Here is a 24008-nt window from a genome sequence, read left to right as displayed (position 1 = left end):
GCGATTCATCGCCGCTTTGGCGAAGCATTTCAATGCGAGCCGCGCCATCGGCGATGAATCGCCTCCATCAAAGCGGCGATGAATCGCCGCAGTCTAGATTTCCCGGCGGCTCCCCATCCGGGGCGGAGTGAAGTCGGAGAGCAAGGGAGGAACACCGAGCCTGAAAAGTCCGGCCGCGGACCGCTGCTTCGCGGTCACCCCAACCGCTCTGCCCACCACTTTCAGTTGCACCCGGCACCGGGTTCGCCGTCCGGCCCGGCCTTTCCCACGGGTGGAGGATCCAAAGAAAAAGCCGGCCCCGTTTCCGGGGCCGGCTTTGTGAGTGGGTTGCGGAAGGGAATTACTTCTCTTCCTCTTCGCCTTCCTCGGACGACGGGCTCCACTCCTCGGCGGCGGCGGTCGCGAGGTTGAAGGCCTGTTCGAGGCCGACCATTTCGGACGACGGACGCAGGCTTTCGAAGGAAGCGCTCTCCTTCTTGAGCTCCTCTTCCGAGTAGCTCACGGCCTTGATCGAAAGACCGATGCGGCGCTCGACCTTGTCGACCTTGATCACGCGGGCCTCGATCTCGTCGCCGACCTTGATGACGTCCTTGATCTTGTCCACGTGGCCCTCGCTGAGCTGCGAGATGTGGATGAGACCGTCGATGTCGCCGTCGAGCGCCACGAAGGCACCGAAGGAAGCGATCTTGGCCACCGATCCCTTGACCAGGTCGCCGACCTTGAAGCGGTCGTCGATGAGGCTCCACGGGTCGTCCTCGAGCTGCTTGACGCCCAGCGACACGCGCTGGTTGGCCTTGTCGATGGAAAGCACGATCGCCTCGACCTCGTCGCCCTTCTTGAGGACCTCGGAGGGGTGGTTGATCTTGCGGGTCCAGGACATGTCCGAGACGTGCACCATGCCGTCGATGCCTTCCTCGAGCTCGACGAAGGCGCCGTAGGCGGTGAGGTTGCGGACCGGGCCCTTGATGGTGGCACCGATCGGGTAGCGGACCTCGATCTCGTCCCACGGATTGGGCTCGAGCTGGCGGACGCCGAGCGAGATCTTCTGTTCCTCGATGGAGATGCCGAGCACGACGGCTTCGATCTCCTGGTCGATTTCCAGCACGTCGCTCGGGCGGGTGATGCGCTTGACCCAGGAAAGCTCGGAGACGTGGACGAGGCCTTCGACCCCGCGCTCCAGCTCGACGAAGGCGCCGTAGGGGAGAAGCTTGGTGATCTTGCCTTTGACGTTGGTGCCGATCTGGTACTTGCGCTCGATGTCCTCCCACGGGTTGTCGGTCATCTGCTTGAGACCGAGCGACACGCGCTCCTTCTCGCGGTCGACGTCGAGGATCATCACCTCGACCGACTGGCCGATCATGAGCATCTCCGAAGGGTGGTTGATGCGGCCCCACGACATGTCGGTGACGTGAAGCAGGCCGTCCATGCCCTGCAGGTCGACGAACGCACCGAAGTCGGTGATGTTCTTGACCGCGCCGGTGACCTTGTCGCCGATCTTGACGGTCCGGAGGAACTGCTGGCGCAGCTCGGCACGCTCGGCCTCGATGACCTCGCGGCGGGAAAGCACGATGTTCTTCCGGTCGTCGTTCACCTTGACGATCTTGAACTCGTAGATGTTGCCGACGTATTCGGTGAGATCCTTCGGCGGAATGATGTCGACCTGGGAGCCGGGCAGGAAGGCCTCGACGCCGACGTTGACGGTCAGGCCGCCCTTGACGACCGCCTTGACCTTGCCGCGGACCAGTCCGCCGTCCTCGTAGACGCCGACGATCTTGTCCCAGTTCTTCTTGTGGGCGGCCTTCTCCTTGGAGAGGTCGACGGTGCCTTCGTCGTTTTCGAGACGCTCGAGAAGGACTTCGACTTCATCGCCGACTTCGATCTCCTCGTCCTCGAACTCGGAGGCCATGATGGTGCCTTCCGATTTGTAGCCGATGTCGACGAGGACCACCTGCGGGCGGATCTCGATGATCGTGCCGTTGACGATGGTTCCTTCTTTGAACTCGGTGAACTTCGAATCGATGAGTTCGCTGAGTTCCTGGTTCAGGGGTTCAAGCACTTGGGTGCTCATGTGGTTAGGGGTTGGTTGGTTTGGTTAACTCGCTTGCCTTTCCGAATTGCCCCGAATGTTGGTCCAACACGCGATGGGGCTCCGACTGCGTGCTGGCGGTAGGAAAGAGAAACGGGGGCGCGAAGCTAGGGGACCGGGGTCCGATGACAAGCGGAAAAAGGCTGATTTTCAAAGGGCTGCGGTCGAATTGCAGGCCGACTGAAAAGAAGGCATCGGAGCCGGTCGGACTTTCGGAGAAGCGACATTCCTGTCGATCATCCCTCTCACCCGATGATCGACAGGAATGTCGATTCTCCGGAAACCTCAGCTTCCCGGCTCGAGGCTGATCCTGATCCGAAGCTCGCCGCTTTCCGGGGCGGGAGCCTCGACCACGAGCAACCTGGCACCCGGGTTCGGCGCATTGAAGTCATCCTCGGGGGGGGCGGCGTCGAGCACCCGGAATCGGGCGTCGGCCGGATGGGAAAGCCGGGCATCCAGGGTCTTGCCGTCCTGGCTGAGAGTTGCCTGCCGGTCTTCGGGAGTGACATCGGCGCGGGTCACCATGGTCCAGCGGACGGTCGTTCCGGGTTCGAGGCCGCGAAGTTGGTCGAGGACCACCACCTTGCGGTCTTCGACCTGAAACTCCCGCGTCACCGCCGTCGCCTGGCCTTGGAAGACGGGTGAAAGGTCGAGGGTGGCACCGCGGGGGCTGAAATCCGTGATCCTGCCCGAGCCCCGCACCCGGTGGAGCTGATCGTTGATCGTCAGGGTGTTGTGGCTGCGGTTGTTGAGCCGGTAAACGCTCCAGCGCTGGCCGTTCTGGCCGTCGTCCCACAGCCGGATCCCTTGGGATTCGAGCGAGTAATAGCCTTGGCTGCCGAGATCGACGGCCCAGCGCACCCCATCGGCCTCGAGGACGAACGATCCTGCGTCCATGTGGGCGTGGGATAGATCGGCGCTGCCGCCCTTGCAGGCGAGGTAGAGGGCGTTGGGATCGGTCCAGGAGCTGCGGAAGATGGCAACCGGGTTCGGGCCATCGGCCTTCCAGGCGAGTGGCAGCTCGGGAGCCTGCGAGGACTCCGGCAGTCCGGCCCACCACAGGGCGACGGGGACGAGCAGTCGGCTGGAGTGTCCCCGGCGATGGAGAATCTTTTCCAAGGGACCCCGCTGGAAGAGCAGGAGGCCGGGGTCCTCCAGCTCGCGGGCGAACCAGAAGCGCGCGGGCTGCAGTGACGGCCCCGCGTGGCCGTCGAAGAAGTTGAAGAACTGGCCGGTGGGGCCGGTGAGTTCGACCTGCGCCGCGGCGCTTTCGAGAAATCCGGGTGCCTTCTCGAGTTCCCAGCTGGTGCCGAGCGCCGAACGCAGCGCATCGATCATCAGGCACTGGTAAACGGTGCCGTAGCTCCAGTAGCCGGGGCCTTCGGGGTAGAGACCGTCGGGCGCGTAGGTGCCGAGGCCGTGGCCGATGCCCTTGCGGGCCGCGTCGAGCAACTGCCGGGCGGGCTCCGGGTTGGTGTCGGCGATGGCCAGTGCGCCGAGCGTGAGGCCGCCGAAGCAGACCTGGTTCCAGTTGTTGTCGCGGTGTTTCCACCACCAGCTGTCCTTGCTGCCGGGGGCGAGGCCCTTTTCGAGGATCGCCTCGCGGATCGCCTCGCGCGACTCCGGCGGGAGGTCGTCGAAGAGCCAGTCGTAGCCGATGCCCAGGGCGGCGGTCATTTCCGCGACGTCGAGAAAGTGCGACGGGTTCCAGTCGGTGAAGGCGGCCAGCTGGAGGAGTTCCTTTTCGGCCCGGTCGGCGTAGCGCTTCTCGCCGGTGAGGTGGCGGGCCATCGACCACAGCATGACTCGCTCGAGACCCTCGCGGGAAACCGAGAGCAGCCGGCGGCCGGTCTTGATGCGCTCCAGCGGCGGCTCGTCAAGGAGCGCGGTGGCGTCGGCGACGATGCGGTCGGTGACCTGGCCGAGCATCGGGTCGGCCCCGGCCCGGGTCTTCAGCCGGTCCCAGTCGCCCTCACGGACCAGCAGTCGCGGGTGGCCGGGCTGGAGGGTGGCGAGGGGATCGGCGGGCCCGGCGGCGTGGCTGGTTCCGCCAAGAAGACCGGCGGCAAGAGCCGGAACGAGAAAGGCACGTTTCACGCCGAGGAGTAAGCGCGGGACCGGGCGAAGCTTTCAGGAGATCCTTCGGTGGGCAAGGTCACCGATCTCGGTTCCCGAGATGACCGGATGGTCCTGCCCTACTGGTTGCTTTTCCTCGTTTGGCGGGCTCTCCGGCTCGGCACCCTCCTTGGCTGCCGCCACTGGCAGCGGAAGCGGCTGGCCAGGTCCGATGGTCGCTCGGGACGGGAAAGCGTCGCGGCCAAGCGTTCGTAGTTCCCCCTTCAGGGGGTCCGAAGAGTGGTCCGTTGACTCCCGCCAGAATAACAGGCCGGAAGACCCCCTGAAGGGGGAACTACGAACCACACTGGCGGAACCTGGGAAGTTTTGGAGCTTCCAAGCCCAAAACTTCAGGGGGTCCGAAGAGTGGTCCGTTGACTCCCGCCAGAATAACAGGCCGGAAGACCGCCTGAAGGCGGAACTACGAACGACACGGGCGGACTTTGTAGCGGGCGAGGGGCTTTGAAGGCCAAAACTTGCCTTGCGTTCGCGGGGTTCCGCCATTATCCCCACCGCCCGCCGATGCCGGAGACTTCCGACCCATCCCTGAAGCTGGCCCTGCCGAAAGGCAGCCTGCAGGATCCGACCCTCGAACTGCTCGAGAAGGCCGGCTACAACATCTACGTCTCGTCGCGCGGGCTTCGCCCGGCTTCCGACGACCCCGAGCTCGATCTCTACATGATTCGTGCCCAGGAAATCGGCCGCTACATCGGGCAGGGCTTCATCGACTGCGGGATTACCGGACTCGATTGGGCGACCGAGGCGGGCCGCGAACTCGTCGACCTCGCCGAACTGCCCTACTCGCGCGCCACCGTGCGCCCGACGAAGTGGGTGCTCGTCGTGCCGGAAGACTCGCCGATCCGGAACCCCGAGGACCTCGAGGGCAAGCGGATCGCCACCGAGGGTGTCGGCATCACCGAACGCTACCTCGCCGCCAAGGGCATCAAGGCCGACGTGGAATTCTCCTGGGGTGCGACCGAGGTCAAGGTGCCCGACCTGGTCGACGCCATTGTCGACGTCACCGAGACCGGCAACTCGATCCGCGCCAACAAGCTGCGCATCGTCGACACCCTGCTGGTCTCCTTCCCGCACTTCTACGCCAGCCCCGAAGCGGCGGCCGACCCGTGGAAGCGCGAGAAGATGGAGCGCATCTGCCTGCTGCTCAAGGCGGCGCTCGACGCCCGCGACAAGGTGGGCTTGAAAATGAATCTTCCCGAGGATAGGCTGTCCGCCCTGCTCGATCGGCTGCCGTCCCTGCGGCGTCCGACCATCGCCCAGCTCGCCGACGGCGGATGGGTCGCGGTCGAGGCCGTGGTCGCCGAGTCGGTCGTCCGCGACATCATTCCCGATCTCAAGCAACTGGGTGCCGAAGGCATCATCGAATTCCCGCTCAACAAGCTGGTGAGCTGAGGACAAAGAAACATTTCCCAGCAACCGAACCCCGAACCGAACACGACCATGGGCTCGCTCAAAAAGCGCCGTAAGTCAAAGATCAGCAAGCACAAGCGCAAGAAGCGCATGAAGCAGAACCGCCACAAGAAGCGGCTCCGCTACAAGTCCTGACGCTCCACGCGCGGGACGCTTGACCTGATTGAGGCAAACCAATTGACACAAGGGATCCGGGTGACCGGGTCCCTCGTTTGGCGTACGGAGAGAGGGACCTTTCTCCGAGGCGCCCTGCGGGCGATGGGGCGAAGGCTGCGGGGCCCGGCCCGTTCCTGGCCATCCGCCCGCGAGCTTGATTTGTGGGTTGCCGCGGCGAGGATGGGGGCGATGCGCGTGCTTCCGCTGCTTCTCCTTCCTCTGATCGCCATGGCGGATCCGAAGCAGGACTACGCCCGCGGCGTGCTGGAGCGGTCGCGGGGAAATGACCCGACCGGGTGGTTTGACAAGGCGCTGGAGGCCGATCCCGGTGCCTGGCCGCTGGCGGCCGAGGTCGCCGGGCTGCGCCGGATGGGAGGCGACATCGCCGGAGCTTCGGCGCTGTTGCGGGAGTTTTCGACCGCCCATCCGGAGCGGCTGGAGGTGCAGCTGGCCTACGCGGATTTCCTGCGGGAAAGTTCCCCGGGAGACGATCTCGCGGCCAAGCTCGCCGGCGAGGCGCTGGAGAAGACCCTGGAAAGTCATCCGGGTGAGCTGGCGGTGATCCGGCGCCTGTTCCGCAGCTACGAGGAGCGCGGGATGCGGGAAGAATCGAAGAAGCTTTTCGACCAGGTGGCGGAGCGCCCGGGGGCGGGCCCGGCGCTGGCGGCGGCGGAAATGGCGCGCACGCTTTTTCCCGGCGATGACGCCGAGGCCCGGGCGCGGGTCGATGCGGTCTTCGAGCAGGCCATGGAGCGTTCGCCGCAGGACCCGGTGCTGGCCCGCGCGGCGAGCGAGCACTTCCGCAAGTCGGGACGGCTGCCGCAGGCGGTCGAGATGCTGAAAAGGCACACCGAGGCGGTGCCCACCTCACTCAAGCTGCGGGTGCGTCTGGGCGTGCTGCTCTTCGCCGCCGAGCGGGGAGATGAGGGCGAAGCGGTGCTCAAGGCGGTGCTGGAAATCGATCCGCGGCAGGGCCTGGCGCATCAGGCGCTGGCGAAGTACTACCGTCGGCTGGACGACCCCGACCGGGCCCGGCCGCATGCCGTCGAGGCCTTGAAGATCCGTGGCGGCGATGCCGATGAATTCGTCAAGCTGGCGGACGAGCTGCTCGAGGGTGATGAGCCACGGCAGGCGCGGTTGCTTCTGGAGAAGGGGCTTTTCCACCACGCCGAGGATCCGGCCATCGCGGTGAAGCTGGCGATTGCGACCCGCCGCGACCCCTCGACGCGGGACAAGGCGGCGTGGCGCTTCCGCGAGGCGGAGGCGCTCTCGGGCACCGACGGACCGGCCACCGAGCCGGCCTTCCAGCGTGAATTTGCCGAGTGCCTGATCGACTCCGGCGACCTTGAACCGGCGGCGGACCGGGTGCGCACGGCGATCCGGGGCTACGGAGCGGATGAGGAGGCGGAGCTTGCCGGGGCCTACCGGCGGCTGGCCGCGATTTTCCAGCAGCAGGGCCGCTCGGAAGCCGAAATCCGGCCGCTCTTGAAGCGTGCCGAGGCGCTCGACCCGGAAGGCGGGTGATTTTCGCACCTCCTCGCAGGGTTGCACGAATTCTGCTTTTGGGCTAATCACCCGCCTTCATCCGCTTCGACACCCTGCCATGAAAGCCCTAGTGACCAGCCTCGCCGCCGCCGGCCTCGCCCTGATTTTCTCCAGTTGTGCGACCGGCCCGGGCGTGAATCTCGCCGACGACGGCAAGTACTACGACAAGGACGGCAATCACGTGAATCCCTTCGAGCCGGGGACCTACGAGCACTTCAAGGCGGAGAAGGACTACCCGAAAACCTCGAAGGTCTGGAAGAACGAGGAGCTGATGTCGAAGACCACGCCGGCGAATTCGCGGCTGGTCATGTCCCTCGAGTTGCAGCGGGCCTTCCTGATGAACGGCGAGGAGGTGGCGATGGACTACCCCATTTCAACCGGCAAGAGCGGCTTCCGCACCCCGGCCGGCGAGTACACCATCCTCGAGAAGAAGGTCGACAAGGCCTCGAATGCCTACGGCAAGGTCTACGATGCCGAGGGCTCCCGGATCTGGGGCAAGGAGGAGCCGAGCGACGTGCCCGAAGGCGGCAAGTTCGTCGGCGCGCCGATGCCCTACTGGATGCGCCTGACCAATGACGGCGTCGGCCACCACATCGGCCGCGTGCCCCGCTATCCGGCCTCGCACGGCTGCATCCGCGGTCCGCGCTCGGTGGTCCCGACGATTTACCGCAAGGTGAAGGTCGGCACGCCGGTGACGGTCGAGTGAGCGTCCGGCCGGTCCGGCTTTACACGGGCGGGCGCGCCGTGCTTCTCTGATAGAGCACGGTCGGATGGATCACGAGCAGCAAGAGGACGAGGCTCCCCGGAGCCGGGACGCCCGGGCGACCCGGGTGGCGCTCGCGTTCTGCGGGCTGCTGGCGGTGTTGTGGTTGTCGATGGGGCCGGGCTCCCCGATGTCGCGCGCCGCGGCCGGAGGGATCGGTGCGCTTTCCATCATCACCCTCGCCTGGATCCAGCTGCGGCGCGTCGGCGAGAGCAGCCGGGAGGCCGAGCTGCTCGCCAGGCGCCTGGTCGAGGAAAACCGTGAGCTGGCGAGGCTGCTCCACCATCACGAGGAGCAGCACCGCTCGCTGGAGCACTACTTCGAGACCCTGATGGAGCACGTGCCGGCGAACATCTACTTCAAGGATGCCGACTCGCATTTTCTGAAGGTCAACCAGAGCATGGCCGGGAAGTTCGGTTGCGGCCATCCGGCGGACATGCTCGGCAAGACCGATCACGACTTCTTCGAGGCGGAGCACGCCGATCAGGCGCTCAAGGACGAACGCGAGATCATGGAGTCGGGCCGTGGCATCAGCGACAAGATCGAGCACGAGACCTTCTCCGGCGGACGCGAAACCTGGGCACTGACGACCAAGATGCCGTTCCGCGACCGCGAGGGGAAGATCATCGGGACCTTCGGCATCTCCAGCGACGTGACCGAGCTGATGATCACCCGCAACACGCTCGAGCGGGAGCGCAACATGCTGCGGTCGCTCATCGACAGCTTCCCCGACAAGATCTTCGTCCGCGACCCGGGGCGCCACTATCTGGTCGTCAACAAGGCGATGGCCGAGTGGGTCGGGGCCGAGTCCCCCGAGGAGATGCTCGGCAAGACGCCGGACGACTATTATCCCGAGACGATCGCCCGCGACGGGGCGCGCGAGGACCTCAACCTGCTTGCTTCCGGCAAGCCGGTGCTCAACCGCGAGTGGACGATCGATCGTGGCAAGGGCGGCGTGCGCCACATGATCACCACCAAGGTGCCGCTGGTCGACGTGGACGGCCGCTGCTGGGGAATCGTCGGCATGGACCGCGACGTCACCGAGCAGCGCCGCGCCCGGGCCAAGCTCCAGCAGGTGCAGAAGCAGCTCCAGGAGCTCATGGACAACAGCCCGGCGGTGATCTACCTCAAGGACCGCGGCGGTCGCTACCGCATGGTCAACCGCGGCTTCGAGGAGCTCTTCGGGCTCGAGCGGGACGACGTGCTGGGGCGGCGCGACGACGATTTCATCGCCGACAAGGAGGCGGCCGCCGAGTTCCGCGAGCACGACGAGAAGGTGCTCGAGACCGGCGGCCCGATCCAGTTCGACCAGCGGCTCTTCGTCGACGGCGAACCGCGCTGGTACGTGTCGGTGAAGTTTCCCCTCCGGGATGTCGACGGCCACGTGCACTCGGTTGCGGGAATTTCCACGGACATCACCGACCGCAAGAATGCGGAGGATGCGATGCGCCAGCTCAACAACGACCTGCAGCAGGCCAACGAGAACCTGCAGCGGGCCCACGAGCAACTGATCCAGGCCGAGAAGATGGAGTCCATCGGACGGCTCGCCTCGGGTGTCGCCCACGAGGTGAAGAACCCGCTGGCGATGATCGGCATGGGTCTGGAGCTGCTGGCCCGGCGCATCCCCGAGACCGACGAGCAGGGCCGCGAGGCGCTGGAGCGGATGAAGCGCGGGATCGAGAGGGCCAAGCGCATCGTCAAGGGCCTGGTCGATTTTTCCTCGGCGCGCCAGCTGTCACTCGAGAGTGCCGACGTCAACCAGGTGGTCACCGAAGCGCTCTCGCTGGTCGAGTTCCAGCTGCGCAAGGCCGGGATCGTCCTCAAGGAGGATCTCGCCGAGGGGCTGCCCGAGATCGAGATGGACACGACCAAGATCGAGCAGGTCCTGGTGAACCTGATGATCAACGCGATGCAGGCCATGGGCGACGGGGGAGGGTCCCTGACGGTGCGGACCTACCGGACCGCGCTCGGCGAGATGAAGCGCGACGAGGGCGCGCGAACGGCGGGGCACCTGCGTGGCGGCGACCCGGTGATCCGGATCGAGATCGACGACACCGGCCCGGGCATTCCGCCGGAGGTCGAGAAGAAGCTCTTCGACCCGTTTTTCACCACCAAGCCGACCGGCATGGGCACCGGCCTCGGCCTCTCGGTCTCGAGCAAGATCATCGGCCTGCATCACGGCACGCTTGAACTGTTCAACCGCGACGAAGGCGGTGCCAGGGCCCGGATCACGCTGAAGTGCCCGGACGCCGGTTGAAGCCTCACCGCCGGAACGACTCCGGGGGACCGAGGTAGGAGGGCGCCGGCTTCTGCGTGTGGAGCACCAGCCGGTCGAGGATCACGCCGGGATCGACCATCCACACGGTGAGGGTGTGCTTGCCGGGCGCGTCGATTTTCACGGGGGTCTTCCAGCGGCGGAGATTGGAAAGCCGCTCCTCCCATCCTTTCGGGCCGGACTCCACCGGAATCCAGGGTTCGCCGCCGTCGAGGCTCACCGCCAGCCGGCTGCCCTCGGAGGGCGAGGCCGGATGGGTCGGCAGGCAGTCGAGGTGCAGTTCGAACTCACCGCTGCTGAAGAGGTGCATGTCGAATTCCAGCGCCGGACTGTTCGAACGGATGGCCTCCGGCTCGGTGTGGCCGGGAAGGGTGGCCGGCAGGACGGTCACCGAGTCGCCGTGGCGTCCGAGTCCCTCGATGACCTGCCAGCCACCTCCGCGTCGATCGTGGCGGCGGGTGAAATGCTCGGCCTCCATGCTCACGCAGCCGTGGCTTTCGATGTGGCCCGTGACCTCGTCGCGCTTCGGGGAGGCCGGGGCGAAGACCGGGACTTCGAGCACGGCGTCGTCCGCCGCGTCGCTGGTGATCCGGATGAAGGCCTTCGGCGGATTGGCGGGGAGGGCGTCCCAGTCGATCGAGATCCACAGCCGCTGCCCGGCCTCGAAGCGGCCGTTCCACGGCTCGATCTTCAGCCATGGCTGGGGCGAGGTGGCCTTCCACTGGATGAAGCCGCGGCCCTGGTTGAAAAGGTCGATGAAGCGCTTGCCGCGGGTGTATTGGCTGAGGCCGGCAACGACGCCGGGGCGACCGCCTTCGGGCGCGACCTCCAGCGTGGGCGGACCGCCGCCGGCGAACTCGCTGAGCGGTGGCATCTCGAACTGGTGCCGCTGGCCGCCCCACGGGCCGGGGGTGCTGGTCATCATGTAGCGCCACTTGTCGCGGACGCCCGCGAGTTCGTGGTTGTAGTGGTGGTCGAGGTCACGGATCGCATCGGCGGCGGCCCGGGCCTGTTCGGCGTGGCCGAGGGCGGTGGCCCGGCCGGCGGCCCCGGCGCGCAGGCTGTTGTCGGCGTGGATGATCTTGTGGTTCATCAGCGACGCGCCCTTCACCGGATAGAGGACGAGTTGGTAGAAGGCGGCCTTCCGCGATCCGGGGATTTCCTGATAGATGGCCTCGGCCCGCTCCGCGATGCCGGCGTAGCGCTCGAGCCGGCGCGACGCCTCGTCGCCGTGCTGGTCGTGGCTGAACCACGACATCTCGAAAGGCTGGCCTCCCCGTTTCTGCAGCATGAATTCCGGCCGGCGGGTGAAGCCGAGCTGGTAGTAATCCATCATGATGTCGGCGATCTCGTCGGCGAAGCGCCCGTCGAGGTCGCGCGCGGCCCATGCGGTGAGCCAGCGGCGGACGTCGCGGGGTCCGAGCCGCCCGGGATCCCACGCCATGTCGAGGAAGAACTCGGTGCCGATCTCGCCCGGCTTGATGTCGCCGACGTTGAGCACCCACAGGCGGTCCGCGCCGTGCTGCCACGCCTTGTGCATCTCGGTGGCGATCAGGGGCGGCGGCATGGTGTTGAGCCAGGTGTAGGCGGTGGTCGCGCCGTTGAGCCACTGGATGTGGTAGTAGATGCCGGAACCGCCCGACCGCTTCCGCTCCGCCGCGGTGGGCAGCCGCCGGATGTAGCCGAAATTGTCGTCCGGCCAGCAGATCGTGACGTCGTCGGGCACCTTCATGCCGGCGTCGTAGAGTCCGAGCACCTCGGTGTAGGGGATGAAGACCTGTGGGATCATCGCCGGGTCGGGGTCGATGTGGCGGGTCAGGATTTCCCGCTGGTCGCGGAAGATCCGCTCGAGGGTGGCGATCTTCTCCTCCCGCGTCTTCCCGCCCAGCATCGGCTCGTCGTCCTGGCCGCGCATGCCCAGCGTGTAGACGTTTTCATGGCGTCCGTTGGCCTTGATACGGCGTTCCCAGTAGTTGTAGATGGCGTCCCGGTTGGTCAGGTAGTTCCAGTCGCCGCCGCCCTCGCGGTCCCATTCGGCATGGGGAAAGCTGTTGCGCAGCATCGGCTCGATGTGGCTCGAGCCCATCACGATCGCGTAGTCGTCGGCGACCTGCTTGTTCTCCTCGTAGGTGTTGAAGGGAATGGTGTGGAGGTGCATGGCCGGCCACAGGTGGTTGGCGCGGAGCCGCAGCAGCAGCTCGAAGATCTTCGCATGGGTCTTCGGGCCGATCCCCTTGCCCTCGTCCGGGGCGAAGGTGCCCTCGGCCCACGGGCGCAGGCCCCACATCTCGTCGTTGATGAAGATGCCGCGGTATTTCACCGCAGGCGGCCCGACCTTCGTCCGCTCTCCGGAAACGCGCAGCTCGGGCTGCTGCTCCGGCGTCACGTCGGCCCACCAGTGCCAGGGCGACACCCCGATGCGCCGGGAGATTTCATAGGCGCCGTAGGCCGTGCCGCGGCGGTCGCTGCCGGCGATCACCAGCGCCCTCGCGACTCCGGGCAGGGGGTCGTCGACCGCCGTGATGACGAAGGTTTCCCACCGGCCTGCGACGTCGGCGACGTCCAGTCGGCCGGTTTCGACGAGTTGGTCGATCAGCGCGCTCCGGCCGAGGGTTCCCAGGATCACGGCCTGGGAGGAGAGCCCGGCGGGCTGGTGGGTGATCCGGGCGGGCACGCCGCCGACCCTGCCGATGTCGGCGGCCAGGTCGCGCGCGGCGATCCGGGCCACCTTCCAGTCGTTTTCGGCGACCCAGATGTCGACCGCCCGGCCCGCCCCGGCCAGTGGAAAGGAATCGGCGGCGGGATCCCCGGCGACCAGGGCGTGCGGGGCCAGGGAGCCGGCCAGCGTCAGCACGGCGAGGCTCCGGCGAAGGATGGCAGGCTGCGGGCATCTCATGGGGCGAATGACGATCCTACCGCAGTGGCCGTCCCGGGTGTTCCGCGGATCCGACCAATGACGACCCGCAGCTTGAGGCCCCCCGAACCGGTGGGGCATCTGCCTTTGAGAACTCGAACCACGAGTGGACGCGAATTCACACGAAGGGGAACATTGAATGCATGCTTTTGGGGTTCAATGACGACCTTCCGAGCAGGGCTGGCTCGGGTTGCTCGTCGTCGAGCCATCGGATTGGTGTCCATTCGTGTTCATTCGTGGTTCCCAAATCCCAGCGTGGATGCCCCGGAACCGCGGGCGCTTTCCCTTGCGGCGGAGCGGCTGGTGGCGTTAAAACGGCTGCCATGAGATCGACCCGGATCCTGATCATCGACGACGAGCCGGACTTTACCGAACTGCTCAAGGCGAACCTTGTCGAGGCGGGTGATTTTCTGGTCCGGACCGTCAACGACTCCGATCAGGCGATCCAGGCGGCGCGGGAGTTCCGCCCGCACCTGTGCATTGTCGACGTGGTGATGCCGGGGATGGACGGCGGCGACCTGGTGGCGAAGTTTCGCGAGGATCCGGTGCTTTCGCAGATGCCGGTGATGATGCTCACCGCGCTGGTCGAGGAGAACCCCGACAGCATCGACGGGGAGACGGTCACCGGCGGCCTGGCCTTTGTCAGCAAGACCTCGAACTTCGAGACCATCCTCGCCTGCATCGAGAAGCACCTCGAGGAGTCGGGGACTTGAGGCCGCTACTCGGGAGACGGAAGACCCGAGAACAGGGGGAATGCTCGGGTCACCCTTGTCTGCCTCGCCCCGGATTCACCCGTCACGCAGGAACGAGCTTGAGGTCCACCTTGCGTCCAAGGGCAGCCGCCGCCTTTCCAAGGCTGGCGACGGTCAGTGACGGGTTGGTTGGATCCAGAATCCGGTCCAAGGCCGCACGGCTGGTCTTCATCCTCTTGGCCAGTTGCGTCTTGGACAGCTTTTCCTGTTCGAGAGCTTCCTGAAGCTGGAGGGCGACCGCCCGTTTCAGCGCGAGCACCTCAACTTCGGGCAAGAGCCCCTCCTCCGCCAGGAAGTCACTGAAATCACTTCCGCGGTGAGCGTTTGCGCGTGCCTTCTTTTTCATCGTTCGTTTCTCCTTTCATGTAGGCGGACTGGCGGCTTCGGGCCAAGTCCAAGTCCTTCTTCGGTGCCGTCTGGGATTTCTTGATGATGCCATGAAGTAGGACGATCTCCCCGTTCACCACCACGAAGAAAATCCGGGCGATGCGGCCCCTCAGCGAAGAGCGGACTTCCCAGAGCCCTCCGCCGAGAGAATCGACCAATGGCTTGCCAACCGGCCACTTCCACTGAACGGCGAGGATGTCGGCTCCGATCACCTTCTGATCGGCTCTCGGCTGCTCCTTCAACCAGTCCCGAACCGGTTCGTTCCCGGCATTGGTCTGGAAAAAGACTGTTCGTAGTGGACGTGGGGCGGGTGAGGCTACAACGAGAACGTATCATTTTTGATACTAATGTCAACGCCGGATTTCATCACCGCCGCGCCATGAACTTGCGCGACTGAACCACGTATTTCTCGGCCCAGTGTTTCACGCCCAGCTGCTCTTCCTTCGAAAGGGTGCGCACGACCTTGGCCGGGCTGCCGAGGACCAGCGACCCGGGGGGGACCTCGGTGCCGCCGGTGACCAGTGCGCCGGCACCGATGATGCTTCGTTCCCCGATCACGGCGCCATCGAGCACGATGGCCCCCATGCCGACCAGCACCTCGTCCTTGATCGTGCAGGCGTGGATGACCGCCGAGTGCCCCACGGTGCAGAGCTCGCCGACGTAGCAGCCGTAGTCGTCGGCCAGGTGGACCACGGCGTTGTCCTGGACGTTCGATCGCGGGCCGATGACGATCTCATTGATGTCGCCACGCAGGGTGGTGTTATACCAGACGCTGGATTCCTCGTGCAGGGCGACGCGTCCGATCACATCGGCGCTGGCGGCGACAAAGGCGCTCGGGTCGATTTCCGGGCGGTGGGATTCGTAGGTCTCGATGGCCATCGGCGGGAGTGTGCCACGGCGCGCGACGCTCCGCCAGCGCAGGTAGGATTGGACATCGGGCTGCGCCCGGGCGACAGGTGAACCTGCTCTCGAAATGAGAATAAACAGCTGCTTGACGGATGGGTCTTCCAGACCTTGCCTGAGGCTCGCTTGCTGGAATGATTGGCTGAAAACCCATGCGTGAATCCCTTGTCGTGATTGGATTGGTCGCGCTGGCCCTCGGGCTGCGCTCGGCCCGTGTGGCACTCCCGCGCAAACTGGGCGCGCTGACCTTTCTGATCGCGGGCTACGCGGCCTTCTATTTCATCACGGGTTCGTGGTGGCTCGGGTTCCTCGGAGTGATCCCCTGGTTCCTGCTGCCGTGGATCGAGCTCCTCACCCGCATCCGGCGCATGCGGCTGCCGATGGAGAACCGCCTGCGCCACCGTCAGGTGCCCGACCCTTCCTTTTTCCCGAACGCGCCGGAGGCGGCGATGGGCATGGAGGAGGCCGGCTTCGAGCATGTCGACGACTGCGGCTGGGAATGGGCCGGGATGCAGCAGTTTTTCCAGATCTACTGGCATCCCGAAGAGCGGGCCGAAGCGAGCGTGTGCCTCTGCGAGCAGGGCGAGGTGGCCTTCGCGTTCATGGCGATCACCTCGCGCGATGCCGACGGTCGCATTCTCCGGACCACGAACTTCCCCTTCTCGCCGACCCTGAAATGCTCGCCGAACGTCCGCTGGAACCACGTGCCCTGCGAGCGGAACTGCTTCCACCAGATCCTCGAGGATCATCACGAGTTCCTGGAGCGGATCGGCGTCTCGCGCGAGTCGCTGCGCGTGCCGGATCCCGAGGGCATCGAGTCGTCGATCGAGGCGGAGATGCAGGATCAGATCCGGCACAACCTCGAGGCGGGGATCATCCGGCCCACCGCCGAGTCGAGGCACTTCGAGTACTCGGTCCGGGGCCTGTTCTTCCTCTGGGGCCAGTTCATCAAGGACATGGTCCGACTCTGCTGAGGAATCCGATCACAGGTTCCAATTCATCAGGATTTCTTAGAAATACCTCTTTCTTGGTATTTGATAAATCCGTTGTTAATAACTCTTGTTCAATGAGTTGTGCCGATGATTAAGTCTCATCGTGCCAACTGCAGTTCCCCCCGCGCTGTTGGCCGCTCTTCAGCCCAGTGAGGCGATGCGGCCAGTGTTCCTGATCCTGATGGGTCTTGTTCTTCTTCTGGTCGCCTGGCGGCTGGCCCGCCATCGTTCCGGCTGGCCGACGCGTGTGATGGTGGCCGGTGCCCTGTTGCTGGCCTTCGGCTACGGCGTGGTGCTGCCGCTCTACACCGTCCAGGTGCTGGTCCCGCTCAATCTGGTGATGTTCGTTCCCAGTGCCGATCCCGCCACGGCGCTTGGCTGGCATCTGGTGAAGTTGCTTTCGATGAATGGCGGCTGGTTCCTTTTCGGCCTGGGTCTCGCCCTGCATGCCCGCCTGTTTGAATCCCTCCGCAAACCGAAGTCCTTCCCCGCACTGCCATGAACCTGCTCTTTGAAATCATCATCCAGCAGGGATTCCTGCTCGACCTGTTCGGAGTGATCGGCCTGGGCCTCGTGGCCTTCGCGGCGCTGCGCCTAGCCCAGCGCCTGCCGGGTCACCATGCCGCCTTCATGACCTGGGGTGCCCTGGCGATGATCGCGGGGCGCATCGGCATCCTGCTCTTCACCCAGGTGGTGACGCCCTTCAACCAGGAGCAGTTCGATCCCTTCATGCTGGCTCTGGTGAAGAACGCCAACCTGCTGCTTCTGACCGGAGGCCTCGGTGCCATCGTCTGGGGCTTCTGGAGCCACGAGCAGCAGCTCGCCGCCGAGCAGGGCACGGCCTGAGCGGACCGGGAGCCCGGCTACTCCGGCGTTTCGCCCGCCCCGGGGTCCGGCACGTCCTTGCCTCCAAGCAGATAGGGTTCGACGACGTCCTCGAGGTCCTTGAGCGTTACTCACCGGCTCCGATTCAGCCAAACCAGGTAGCCGATGCCCACCAACACGCCCGCCAGGTAGCAGGTCAACTGGATGGACTGGGTGGTGATCAGGGCCCGGGTGAGTTCCGGGTAGACGATCTCCGGGTAAAGCGTCCGCCCGGTGAACCACGACCACGCCCCGGCAGCGAGGCCGGCGATCTCGGTGATTCCGAGACCGACCGCATAGCCCCTGAGCATGGTGCCGACCGGCACCTTCCGACCCCGGCCGGCGCGCCCGACGAAGAGTGCCGCCATGCCCATGATCAGGCCCGGCCCGATCGACGCGCGGAAGGCCCACGCAGCCGCCAGAAGCGCGGGGTCCGCGATGCCCCACAGGGGCTCATGATACACCGTGAAATGCTCCGGCGCGATGCGCACCAGGTACTGGTCGTGGAGCAGACAGTAGAGAAAGGTCGTGGCCCAGATCCCCAGGATCACGGCGTAGCTGACCGAGCGTCGTTCGCGGATGAGGGGCATCGGAATTTGAGAATGATGATTGCAGATCGAATTCCTCTCAAGGCCTCTGTGATAAAACCGCCCGCCGGATCGATCACACAAAAAACGCCCGTTCCCACGGTGGCGGGAACGGGCGTTTGGAAAATCGCGGATGCTTCCGTCGATCAGTTGCCGCTGAGCTTCGGCTTGCCGGCGCGGCGGACGCTGCCGAAACGCTTCTGGAACTTGTCGATGCGTCCCTCGGTGTCGACGAACTGCTTCTGGCCGGTGAAGAACGGATGCGAGTCGGAGCTGACGCCGACCGAGATCACGTTGTATTCCACGCCGTCGATCGTCTCCTTTTTCGGGGAGGTCTTGGTCGAGCGGGTGATGAACCGGGCACCGGTCGTCATGTCGACGAAGATGGCCGGATGGTAATCGGGATGAAGATCCGTTTTCATTGGTCTGGAGAGGTGGCCGACACGTTTCCAGCGCGCCGGGGGCGGGGAGAATGCATGCTCAACGCCCGGTGTCAAGCTGGAGGGAACGGCGCTTTTCGGCCTGCCGCTGACCCGGGCCGGCTCCGGCGCGAGCTGCCGCCGGGCCGGCGGATGCCTACCAATCGCGTCCGCCCGGCAGGGCGTGGCGCCGGCTGGCGGCGAGGGAACAGGTCACGTAGAGCTCGCCGTGGACCGGAAAGACCTCTTCCCGGTCGATCTGGTAGGAGCCGCCGCCGGGACATTCCCGCCGGCCCTTGATCATCTCGTGGAGATTTTCGGCGATGTAGCCCTTGGCCAGCAGGTGGTCGGCGATGGACTGGGTTCCGTCCTGGGCCATCGGGATGGTGCCGGGATTGTAGCCATACAGGTTCTGGTAGGAACGCACGCTGGCCTGGATGTTGCGCATGCTGATGATGCAGGCGGCTCGGTCGGAGCCTCGCTTCCAGGCGCGGGTGCCGATCATGGTGACGGTGACGAGGGCGAGCAGCACGGCGATGACCACGGTCAGTTCGAGCAGGGTCAGGCCGGCAGGCTTCCTCGTCCGCAGGGGGGATGCGGATTTCATGTCTGGGGGGGATTGGGGGGGTGCTCCAGTCGTCAGGTGGACCGGAACAACCCCAACCGTAGCAGGGAAATCCCTCCGGACGATCACGTGATCGCGGGAGGGAAAGGACCGCGCGACGTGGTCGCGCGTTCCTGCCGCTTCAGAGCTCCTTGATCCAGATGTTGGCGAAGTCGATCTTCGAGCCGTGGTGCTGCAGCGCGATCGGGCCCTCGGGAGCCACCCCGGGCAGGCGGGCTTCCTCGATCACGGCGAGGCCGTTGAGCGCGACCCACAGCTTGTCGCCTTTCATTGTGATCATCATCCGGTTCCACTCGCCCACCGGACGGTCGGCCTTGACCTTCGGGGTCACTCCGGCCCGGATCTCGGCGGGGAGGTTGTTGTTGGTCCGGTATCCCCAGACTTCGCCGGAACCGACCGGCCAGTTCCACAGGTTCACCTGCGACTCCGGTTTGCCGCGCAGGTAGATGCCGCTGTCGAGCTCCTGCACGCGGACCTTCTGGCCGGTGTCGTTGCCGTCGCGACCGATGATCGGACGGTCCATCATCGGCCCCGGGGCCGCCCACCGCCAGTCGAAGACCAGCGTGAAGTCCTTGAAGGATTGCTCCGACCACAGGTGCGTGCCCTTGCCGTCGTAGGTGAGCACCCCGTTGACTGGAACCCAGTGCTCCTTCGCGTCTTTCTCGACTCTCCATCGATTGAGGGTGAAGCCATCAAAGAGCTGCTTGAACCCTTCCTTCCTGACGCTCTCCTCATTCGCCGGAAGCGGCATTTCGGCGATCTGCAGGTTGCGGAAGGACACGCGGTCGCCGTGGCCGCAGAGGGCGATGTGACCGGCACGTCGGCGCACGCCGCGGTGCTTCGGGTGTTCCTTCGCGAGCTCGGCGAGGTTGCCCTCGGTGATGGTGACGCCGTTCAGCTCCACCTTCACCGTGTCGCCCAGCACCGTGATGCGCTGCTGGTTCCATTCGCCCACCGGCTTGAGGTGGCCCTTCTTCGCCGGCACCATCGTGTAGATGGAACCGTGGAACTGGTAGTCCTTGAGGTCCTTGTATTTCTCCGCGGTGTCGTCGAGGACCTGGATCTCCATGCCGTTGTAGGCGGGGTCACCCTCGCCCGTGTAGTGGATGCCGACCCCGTTGTTGCCGCCCGGCGGGAGCTTGAACTCGAAATCGAGGAGGTAGTTCGAGTAGATCCGCTCGGTCATCAAATTGCGGCCCTTCGGCGTGCAGACGATGGCACCGTCTTCAACAATGTAGCCTTCGCCCTTCCAGCCTTCGAGGGTCTTGCCATCGAAGATCGGGCGGAAGCTGGGCTCGGCGGCGACGGCGAGGCCGGCGAGAAGCAGGAGGGAGGTCAGGGTCCTCATGGGATTCAGAGGTTGATGGTTTGTCCGGTGCGGTAGCTGCGGTCGGCGGCATCGACGATGCGCATCGAGTTCAGCGCGTCGTTCATGTGGTCGGAAAGGTCGAGGTCCTCGAGGATGGACTTGAGGAAATACTCCTGCTCGCGCTTGCAGAGTTCGTCGTGGTCGGGCTCGTCGCCGGTCTCGACCCACGAGTCCTCCTTCACGAACTGGTTGTTCTCATCGAGCTTGGAATAGTGGCGCCGCAGGGTGTTGGTCTTGGTGTGCGAATCGATGTCCGACGACATGCCCGAACCGGCCGCCTCGCGGGGCTCGATGGTCACGCAGCCCTTCGGGCCGACCACGTCCTTCACGAAGAAGGCCATCTCCGACATCATCGGACCCCAGCCGGCCTCGTACCAGCCGACCGAGCCGTCCTCGAAGGTGACCTGCAGGTGGCCGTAGTTGATCTTTCCTTCCGGCAGCTCGTCCGTGAGCCGGGCCCCGAGTCCGGACACGCGGACCGGCTTCGAGCGGGTCATCTGGCACATCACGTCGACGTAGTGCACGGCGCAGTCGACGATGGGCGAGATCGACGACATCAGGTTCTTGTGGGTGGTCCAGTTGTCGCCGAAGGACTGCTGGTTGAGGTTCATGCGCATCACCAGCGGCTTGCCGAGGTCGTGCGACATCTCGATGAACTTCTGCCACGACGGGTGGTGGCGGAGGATGTAGCCGACCACCAGCTTGCGGCCCTTTTCCCTGGCCATCGCGACGATCTCCTCGGCCCCGGCCACGGTGTCGGCGAGGGGTTTCTCGACAAAGACGTCGGCCCCGGCCTCGAAGGCGGCCTTGGCGTAGGGCGCGTGGGTGTCGGGGTAGGTCGAGATGGAAACGGCGTCGGGCTTGGTTTCCGCCAGCGCCTTCTCGAAGTCGTGGAACACCGTGTAGCCGCCGCCAAGCTCGTCGTTGACCCTTTCGCCGGAGCCATCGTCGCGGCTGCAGATGCCGACGATTTCGAATTCAGGGATGCGGTGGTAGGCGAGGGCGTGGGAGCGGCCCATGTGGCCGGCACCGACGCAGAGGATGCGAATGGTCTTGCTCATGATCGTGCTGGGGAAACGCCCGCAGCGGACCCCATGTTTCCACGGAGGGCAAGTCTTTTGGCCGACACCGGATCTCCTCAGGCGAGCGGATTGTTTCCACGGCCCAGAATGGGTGCTCCTACATCCGCTCGATCGCCGACTCGACCAGCTTTACCTGGGTGACTCCCTGATCCTTCGCGATGCGGCGAAGCTTGTCCCGCAATTCGGGGCGGATCATGACTTCGAGGCGTGCGGCAGGCTTGGGCTTGCGTCCGGCACCGCGACGTGCACCGCCACGTTTGCCCTTGGACCAGTCGAGGAACTGATCGATCTCATCCGATCCGGAATCCGCCAGTCGGTCGAACTCCTCCACGCTGATCGAGCGTTTGCCGTCAGTGCTAATCACCTTGTTGGTCGTCTTCTTCATAAATGGCCTCTTCCTTTCTCCGGGCCCGGCGGACACTGATGAGGCGGATTTTTGCGCCTCGCAGCGTAAACACCGCAAACCAAGTTTTCCGCCCGATTTTGGCCACGATGGCCCGGCGAGGCTCACCATCAGAACGGGCCTCCAACTCGATTCGCGACGGATCCAGCCAGAGTTCCTGTGCCGTTTCGAAATCGATCCCGTGTTTCGTTTGATTGCTCTTCGACTTGTCGGGATCAAAATCGAACCCTGTTCACAAGCTAGGACTCAAATTTGAAAAAACAAGGGTCTTTTTCAAATGTGGGCAGGCCCATCTGACGGGAGAGCTGATCTCTTCGTGGTTGGCCACGCGCGAAGTCAACGATCCTGGTGCCCGCGCCGTTTCGCCCAGGCGAAGAAGGGGATGATGAGGGCGGCGACGATGCCGACCTGCCACCAGAGGGCGCTGCGGAAGGCGGCATCCCCATCCGGGCCATCGCGCAGGCCGGCGAGAAGCAGCGAGAAGGCGAGCGACCACAGGCCGTAGCCGAGGTTGAAGGCGAGACCTTTGACGCTGAGCAGCGTGGCGCGCTGCGACGAGTCGGCCACGCTGTGGAGGAAGCGGCTGACGGTGAAGCCGACGAAGCCGAGCAGGCACAGGGTGAGCATCGCGGGCAACAGTCCGATCCAGGGCCAGGCCGGTGCGAGCAGGGCGAGTGAGGCGATCGTCACCCCGCCGGCGATGGCGAGCACGGTCATGGTCTCGAAACGGTGGTTCACCCGCTTGGCGATGCCCGGGACGAACCAGTTGCCGATGGCGATGACCGAGCCGATGAAGCCAAAGGACCACTCGGGCAGGTCGATGAGGCGGTAGTATTCGCTGTTGATCGTGGCGAAGTTGCGGATGACCGCATCGATCATCAGCGCGCCGACCAGCACCATGGCGATTTTCCTGGTGGTGAAGGCATATCTGGCGGTCTGCAGCGTGAGGCGGAAGGCCGAGCGGCAACGGTCGGTGGTGTCGGCCTCCTCGTCGTGACCCTTCTCCTCAAGCCTCAGCGTGATCACCAGACAGGCGATGGCCTGGAGGAAGACCAGCGCGATCGGCAGGCGGTGGGCGATGGCTTCGTCGATGGCCAGCGCCGGACTGATCTTCTGCAGCCAGCTCGGATCGTAGAGCAATCCACCGAGCGACATGGCGATCAGGAAGCCGGCGGCCTGCCAGCGCATGGTGGTGGCCATGACATCGTCCCAGCCGGACTCCCGATCCTCCTCGGGCAGCGCATCGTAGGCGATGGCCTCGTCGGCACCGCTCGCCGCCGCTTCGGAGGCACCGGAGAGGAAGCGGTTGAGGCCGCAGAGGAAGATCAGCAGCCAGCCGCCGTTGGCCGGGGCGAAAAGCAGGATGCCCATCTCGACCACCATGATCACTGCGGAGATGACCAGCAGCCGCTTGCGCCCGAGGGTGTCGGCAAAGGCGCCGGACGGCACCTCGAGCAGGAAGATCGCGCCGGCCCAGATGAAGTTGAGCATCACGAACTGGTCGAGCGTGAGCCCGAGGTCGGTGAAGAAGATTGCCAGGATCGGGTAGTAGGCCCGCGCGTTGTAGAGCACCCGGAACAGCACGAAGAGCCGCGCGTTGCGGTGGGCGAAGGGACCGCTGCGGCGGATCAGCGAGGACACCCCCGAGTCGTGGCGGTGGAGGGCCGCCGCGGCAAGCGGCGTTTTGGAGTGAGAACCGGGGCCAACCGTGCGTAGAGTCCGCCACGATGAAATTCACACTCTTCGCCCTCGCCCTCGCCGCCAGCCCGCTCCTCGCCGCCGAGGAAGGATTCGTCACCCTCTTCGACGGCAAGACCTTCGACGGCTGGAAGGTTTCGGAGAATCCCGACTCGTTCGTGATCGAGGACGGGATGCTCGTCGCCAAGGGTCCCCGGGCCCATGCCTTCTACGTGGGAGAGGACGGCAAGGCGACCTTCGAGGACTTCGAGCTGCGGCTCGACGTGATGACCAAGGAGAATTCCAACGGCGGTGTCTTTTTCCACGTGGCCTACCAGGAAAAGGGATGGCCGATCAAGCAGGGCTACGAGGTGCAGGTGAACAACACCCACAAGGACTGGCGCAAGACCGGGGGACTCTATGCCATCGTCGACAACAAGGAGCCGTTCAAGGACGACGAGTGGATGAAGTACGTGATCCGCGTCGAGGACGGCGTGGTGAATGTGACCGTCAACGGCAAGGAGGTCGTGAAGGACTTCAAGCCCGAGGGCGAGCAGGACAAGCTGGTCGAAGGCGGGGGGATGATCGCGCTGCAGGCGCACGACCCGGGCAGCACGGTCTATTACAAGAACATCCGGATCAAGGCGTTGGATTGAGCCGGGCGAC

At 65.1% G+C, this 24008-nt stretch carries 23 protein-coding genes and 1 pseudogene; 10 read left to right on the top strand and 14 right to left on the bottom strand.

The features are described from left to right. Positions 1–340 precede the first annotated feature (340 nt). Both rpsA and ACG2LG_RS16700 read right to left on the bottom strand, forming a co-directional pair. Positions 341–2068, bottom strand: a complete 1728-nt coding sequence (rpsA, locus tag ACG2LG_RS16705; protein WP_396260872.1) for a 30S ribosomal protein S1 — start codon at positions 2066–2068, stop codon at positions 341–343. 303 nt (positions 2069–2371) lie between these two features. Further along, positions 2372–4183, bottom strand: a complete 1812-nt coding sequence (locus ACG2LG_RS16700) for a heparinase II/III family protein (RefSeq protein WP_396260870.1) — start codon at positions 4181–4183, stop codon at positions 2372–2374. A gap of 540 nt (positions 4184–4723) precedes the next feature. Between ACG2LG_RS16700 and hisG the strand changes: the two genes are divergently transcribed. From hisG to ACG2LG_RS16675, 5 genes are all read left to right on the top strand, one after another. Further along, entirely contained in the window at positions 4724–5611 is an 888-nt protein-coding gene (hisG, locus tag ACG2LG_RS16695) for an ATP phosphoribosyltransferase (protein ID WP_396260868.1), read from the top strand. Between the two features lie 48 nt (positions 5612–5659). After that, on the top strand, positions 5660–5764 hold the full coding sequence (locus tag ACG2LG_RS16690; protein WP_396260866.1) for an AURKAIP1/COX24 domain-containing protein: 105 nt from the start codon (positions 5660–5662) through the stop codon (positions 5762–5764). Between the two features lie 210 nt (positions 5765–5974). Then, positions 5975–7309, top strand: coding sequence for a tetratricopeptide repeat protein (locus ACG2LG_RS16685; protein WP_396260864.1), 1335 nt, complete (start codon positions 5975–5977; stop codon positions 7307–7309). 79 nt (positions 7310–7388) lie between these two features. Continuing rightward, positions 7389–8036, top strand: a complete 648-nt coding sequence (locus ACG2LG_RS16680; RefSeq protein WP_396260862.1) for a L,D-transpeptidase family protein — start codon at positions 7389–7391, stop codon at positions 8034–8036. Positions 8037–8100: 64 nt separating this feature from the next. Then, on the top strand, positions 8101–10350 hold the full coding sequence (locus tag ACG2LG_RS16675; protein WP_396260861.1) for a PAS domain-containing protein: 2250 nt from the start codon (positions 8101–8103) through the stop codon (positions 10348–10350). A 4-nt stretch (positions 10351–10354) separates the two neighbouring features. On the opposite strand, the gene ACG2LG_RS16670 is transcribed toward ACG2LG_RS16675, so the two are convergent. Further along, positions 10355–13264 carry a glycosyl hydrolase 115 family protein gene (locus ACG2LG_RS16670; protein ID WP_396260859.1) on the bottom strand — a complete coding sequence of 970 codons (2910 nt, stop codon included), beginning with the start codon at positions 13262–13264 and terminating at the stop codon, positions 10355–10357. A 341-nt stretch (positions 13265–13605) separates the two neighbouring features. Between ACG2LG_RS16670 and ACG2LG_RS16665 the strand changes: the two genes are divergently transcribed. Continuing rightward, positions 13606–13995 (top strand): two-component system response regulator, encoded by a 390-nt coding sequence (locus ACG2LG_RS16665; RefSeq protein WP_396260857.1) that lies wholly within the window; start codon positions 13606–13608, stop codon positions 13993–13995. A gap of 82 nt (positions 13996–14077) precedes the next feature. On the opposite strand, the gene ACG2LG_RS16660 is transcribed toward ACG2LG_RS16665, so the two are convergent. From ACG2LG_RS16660 to ACG2LG_RS16650, 3 genes are all read right to left on the bottom strand, one after another. Next, positions 14078–14380, bottom strand: a complete 303-nt coding sequence (locus ACG2LG_RS16660) for a Fis family transcriptional regulator (RefSeq protein ID WP_396260855.1) — start codon at positions 14378–14380, stop codon at positions 14078–14080. Beyond that, on the bottom strand, positions 14340–14663 hold the full coding sequence (locus ACG2LG_RS16655) for a type II toxin-antitoxin system RelE/ParE family toxin (RefSeq protein WP_396260853.1): 324 nt from the start codon (positions 14661–14663) through the stop codon (positions 14340–14342). The genes ACG2LG_RS16660 and ACG2LG_RS16655 overlap by 41 nt, the downstream gene beginning before the upstream one ends. 124 nt (positions 14664–14787) lie before the next feature. Continuing rightward, positions 14788–15300 carry a gamma carbonic anhydrase family protein gene (locus ACG2LG_RS16650; RefSeq protein ID WP_396260851.1) on the bottom strand — a complete coding sequence of 171 codons (513 nt, stop codon included), beginning with the start codon at positions 15298–15300 and terminating at the stop codon, positions 14788–14790. Between the two features lie 176 nt (positions 15301–15476). Here ACG2LG_RS16650 and ACG2LG_RS16645 point away from each other — a divergent pair, with 176 nt between their 5' ends. From ACG2LG_RS16645 to ACG2LG_RS16635, 3 genes are all read left to right on the top strand, one after another. Next, positions 15477–16298, top strand: a complete 822-nt coding sequence (locus ACG2LG_RS16645) for a hypothetical protein (protein ID WP_396260850.1) — start codon at positions 15477–15479, stop codon at positions 16296–16298. A 199-nt stretch (positions 16299–16497) separates the two neighbouring features. Further along, entirely contained in the window at positions 16498–16818 is a 321-nt protein-coding gene (locus ACG2LG_RS16640; RefSeq protein WP_396260847.1) for a hypothetical protein, read from the top strand. Next, on the top strand, positions 16815–17162 hold the full coding sequence (locus tag ACG2LG_RS16635; RefSeq protein ID WP_396260845.1) for a hypothetical protein: 348 nt from the start codon (positions 16815–16817) through the stop codon (positions 17160–17162). The genes ACG2LG_RS16640 and ACG2LG_RS16635 overlap by 4 nt, the downstream gene beginning before the upstream one ends. Positions 17163–17272: 110 nt before the next feature. Here the strand turns inward: ACG2LG_RS16635 and ACG2LG_RS16630 are convergent, their stop codons facing one another. The 8 genes and pseudogenes from ACG2LG_RS16630 to ACG2LG_RS16595 all read right to left on the bottom strand — a co-directional run bounded on the left by ACG2LG_RS16630 (position 17273) and on the right by ACG2LG_RS16595 (position 23306). Further along, positions 17273–17770, bottom strand: a complete 498-nt coding sequence (locus tag ACG2LG_RS16630) for a hypothetical protein (protein ID WP_396260844.1) — start codon at positions 17768–17770, stop codon at positions 17273–17275. A 143-nt stretch (positions 17771–17913) separates the two neighbouring features. Then, the gene (locus ACG2LG_RS16625) at positions 17914–18189 is read right to left on the bottom strand and encodes a type B 50S ribosomal protein L31 (protein WP_396260843.1); all 276 of its coding nucleotides are present in this window, start codon (positions 18187–18189) and stop codon (positions 17914–17916) included. 154 nt (positions 18190–18343) lie between these two features. After that, positions 18344–18793, bottom strand: coding sequence for a type II secretion system protein (locus tag ACG2LG_RS16620; RefSeq protein ID WP_396260841.1), 450 nt, complete (start codon positions 18791–18793; stop codon positions 18344–18346). A gap of 139 nt (positions 18794–18932) precedes the next feature. Next, a complete protein-coding gene (locus tag ACG2LG_RS16615) occupies positions 18933–20159 on the bottom strand; it encodes a DUF1080 domain-containing protein (RefSeq protein ID WP_396260839.1) in 1227 nt (408 codons plus the stop codon). 5 nt (positions 20160–20164) lie between these two features. Beyond that, positions 20165–21241, bottom strand: a complete 1077-nt coding sequence (locus tag ACG2LG_RS16610) for a Gfo/Idh/MocA family protein (RefSeq protein WP_396260837.1) — start codon at positions 21239–21241, stop codon at positions 20165–20167. Positions 21242–21359: 118 nt separating this feature from the next. Further along, on the bottom strand, positions 21360–21647 hold the full coding sequence (locus tag ACG2LG_RS16605) for a RepB family protein (protein ID WP_396260835.1): 288 nt from the start codon (positions 21645–21647) through the stop codon (positions 21360–21362). Then, a pseudogene (locus ACG2LG_RS16600) lies at positions 21619–21873 on the bottom strand (BrnT family toxin); the annotation flags it as partial. The gene ACG2LG_RS16605 and the pseudogene ACG2LG_RS16600, both read right to left, overlap by 29 nt. 128 nt (positions 21874–22001) lie before the next feature. Beyond that, on the bottom strand, positions 22002–23306 hold the full coding sequence (locus ACG2LG_RS16595) for an MFS transporter (protein WP_396260833.1): 1305 nt from the start codon (positions 23304–23306) through the stop codon (positions 22002–22004). 86 nt (positions 23307–23392) lie between these two features. Between ACG2LG_RS16595 and ACG2LG_RS16590 the strand changes: the two genes are divergently transcribed. Beyond that, positions 23393–23998, top strand: coding sequence for a DUF1080 domain-containing protein (locus ACG2LG_RS16590; protein WP_396260831.1), 606 nt, complete (start codon positions 23393–23395; stop codon positions 23996–23998). Positions 23999–24008 lie beyond the last annotated feature (10 nt).

This window comes from Haloferula sp. A504, from assembly GCF_044385805.1.
Classification (GTDB): domain Bacteria; phylum Verrucomicrobiota; class Verrucomicrobiia; order Verrucomicrobiales; family Akkermansiaceae; genus Haloferula.
Note: the sequence above shows the minus strand (reverse complement) of the source record. Positions and strands in the feature narration are given on the sequence as shown.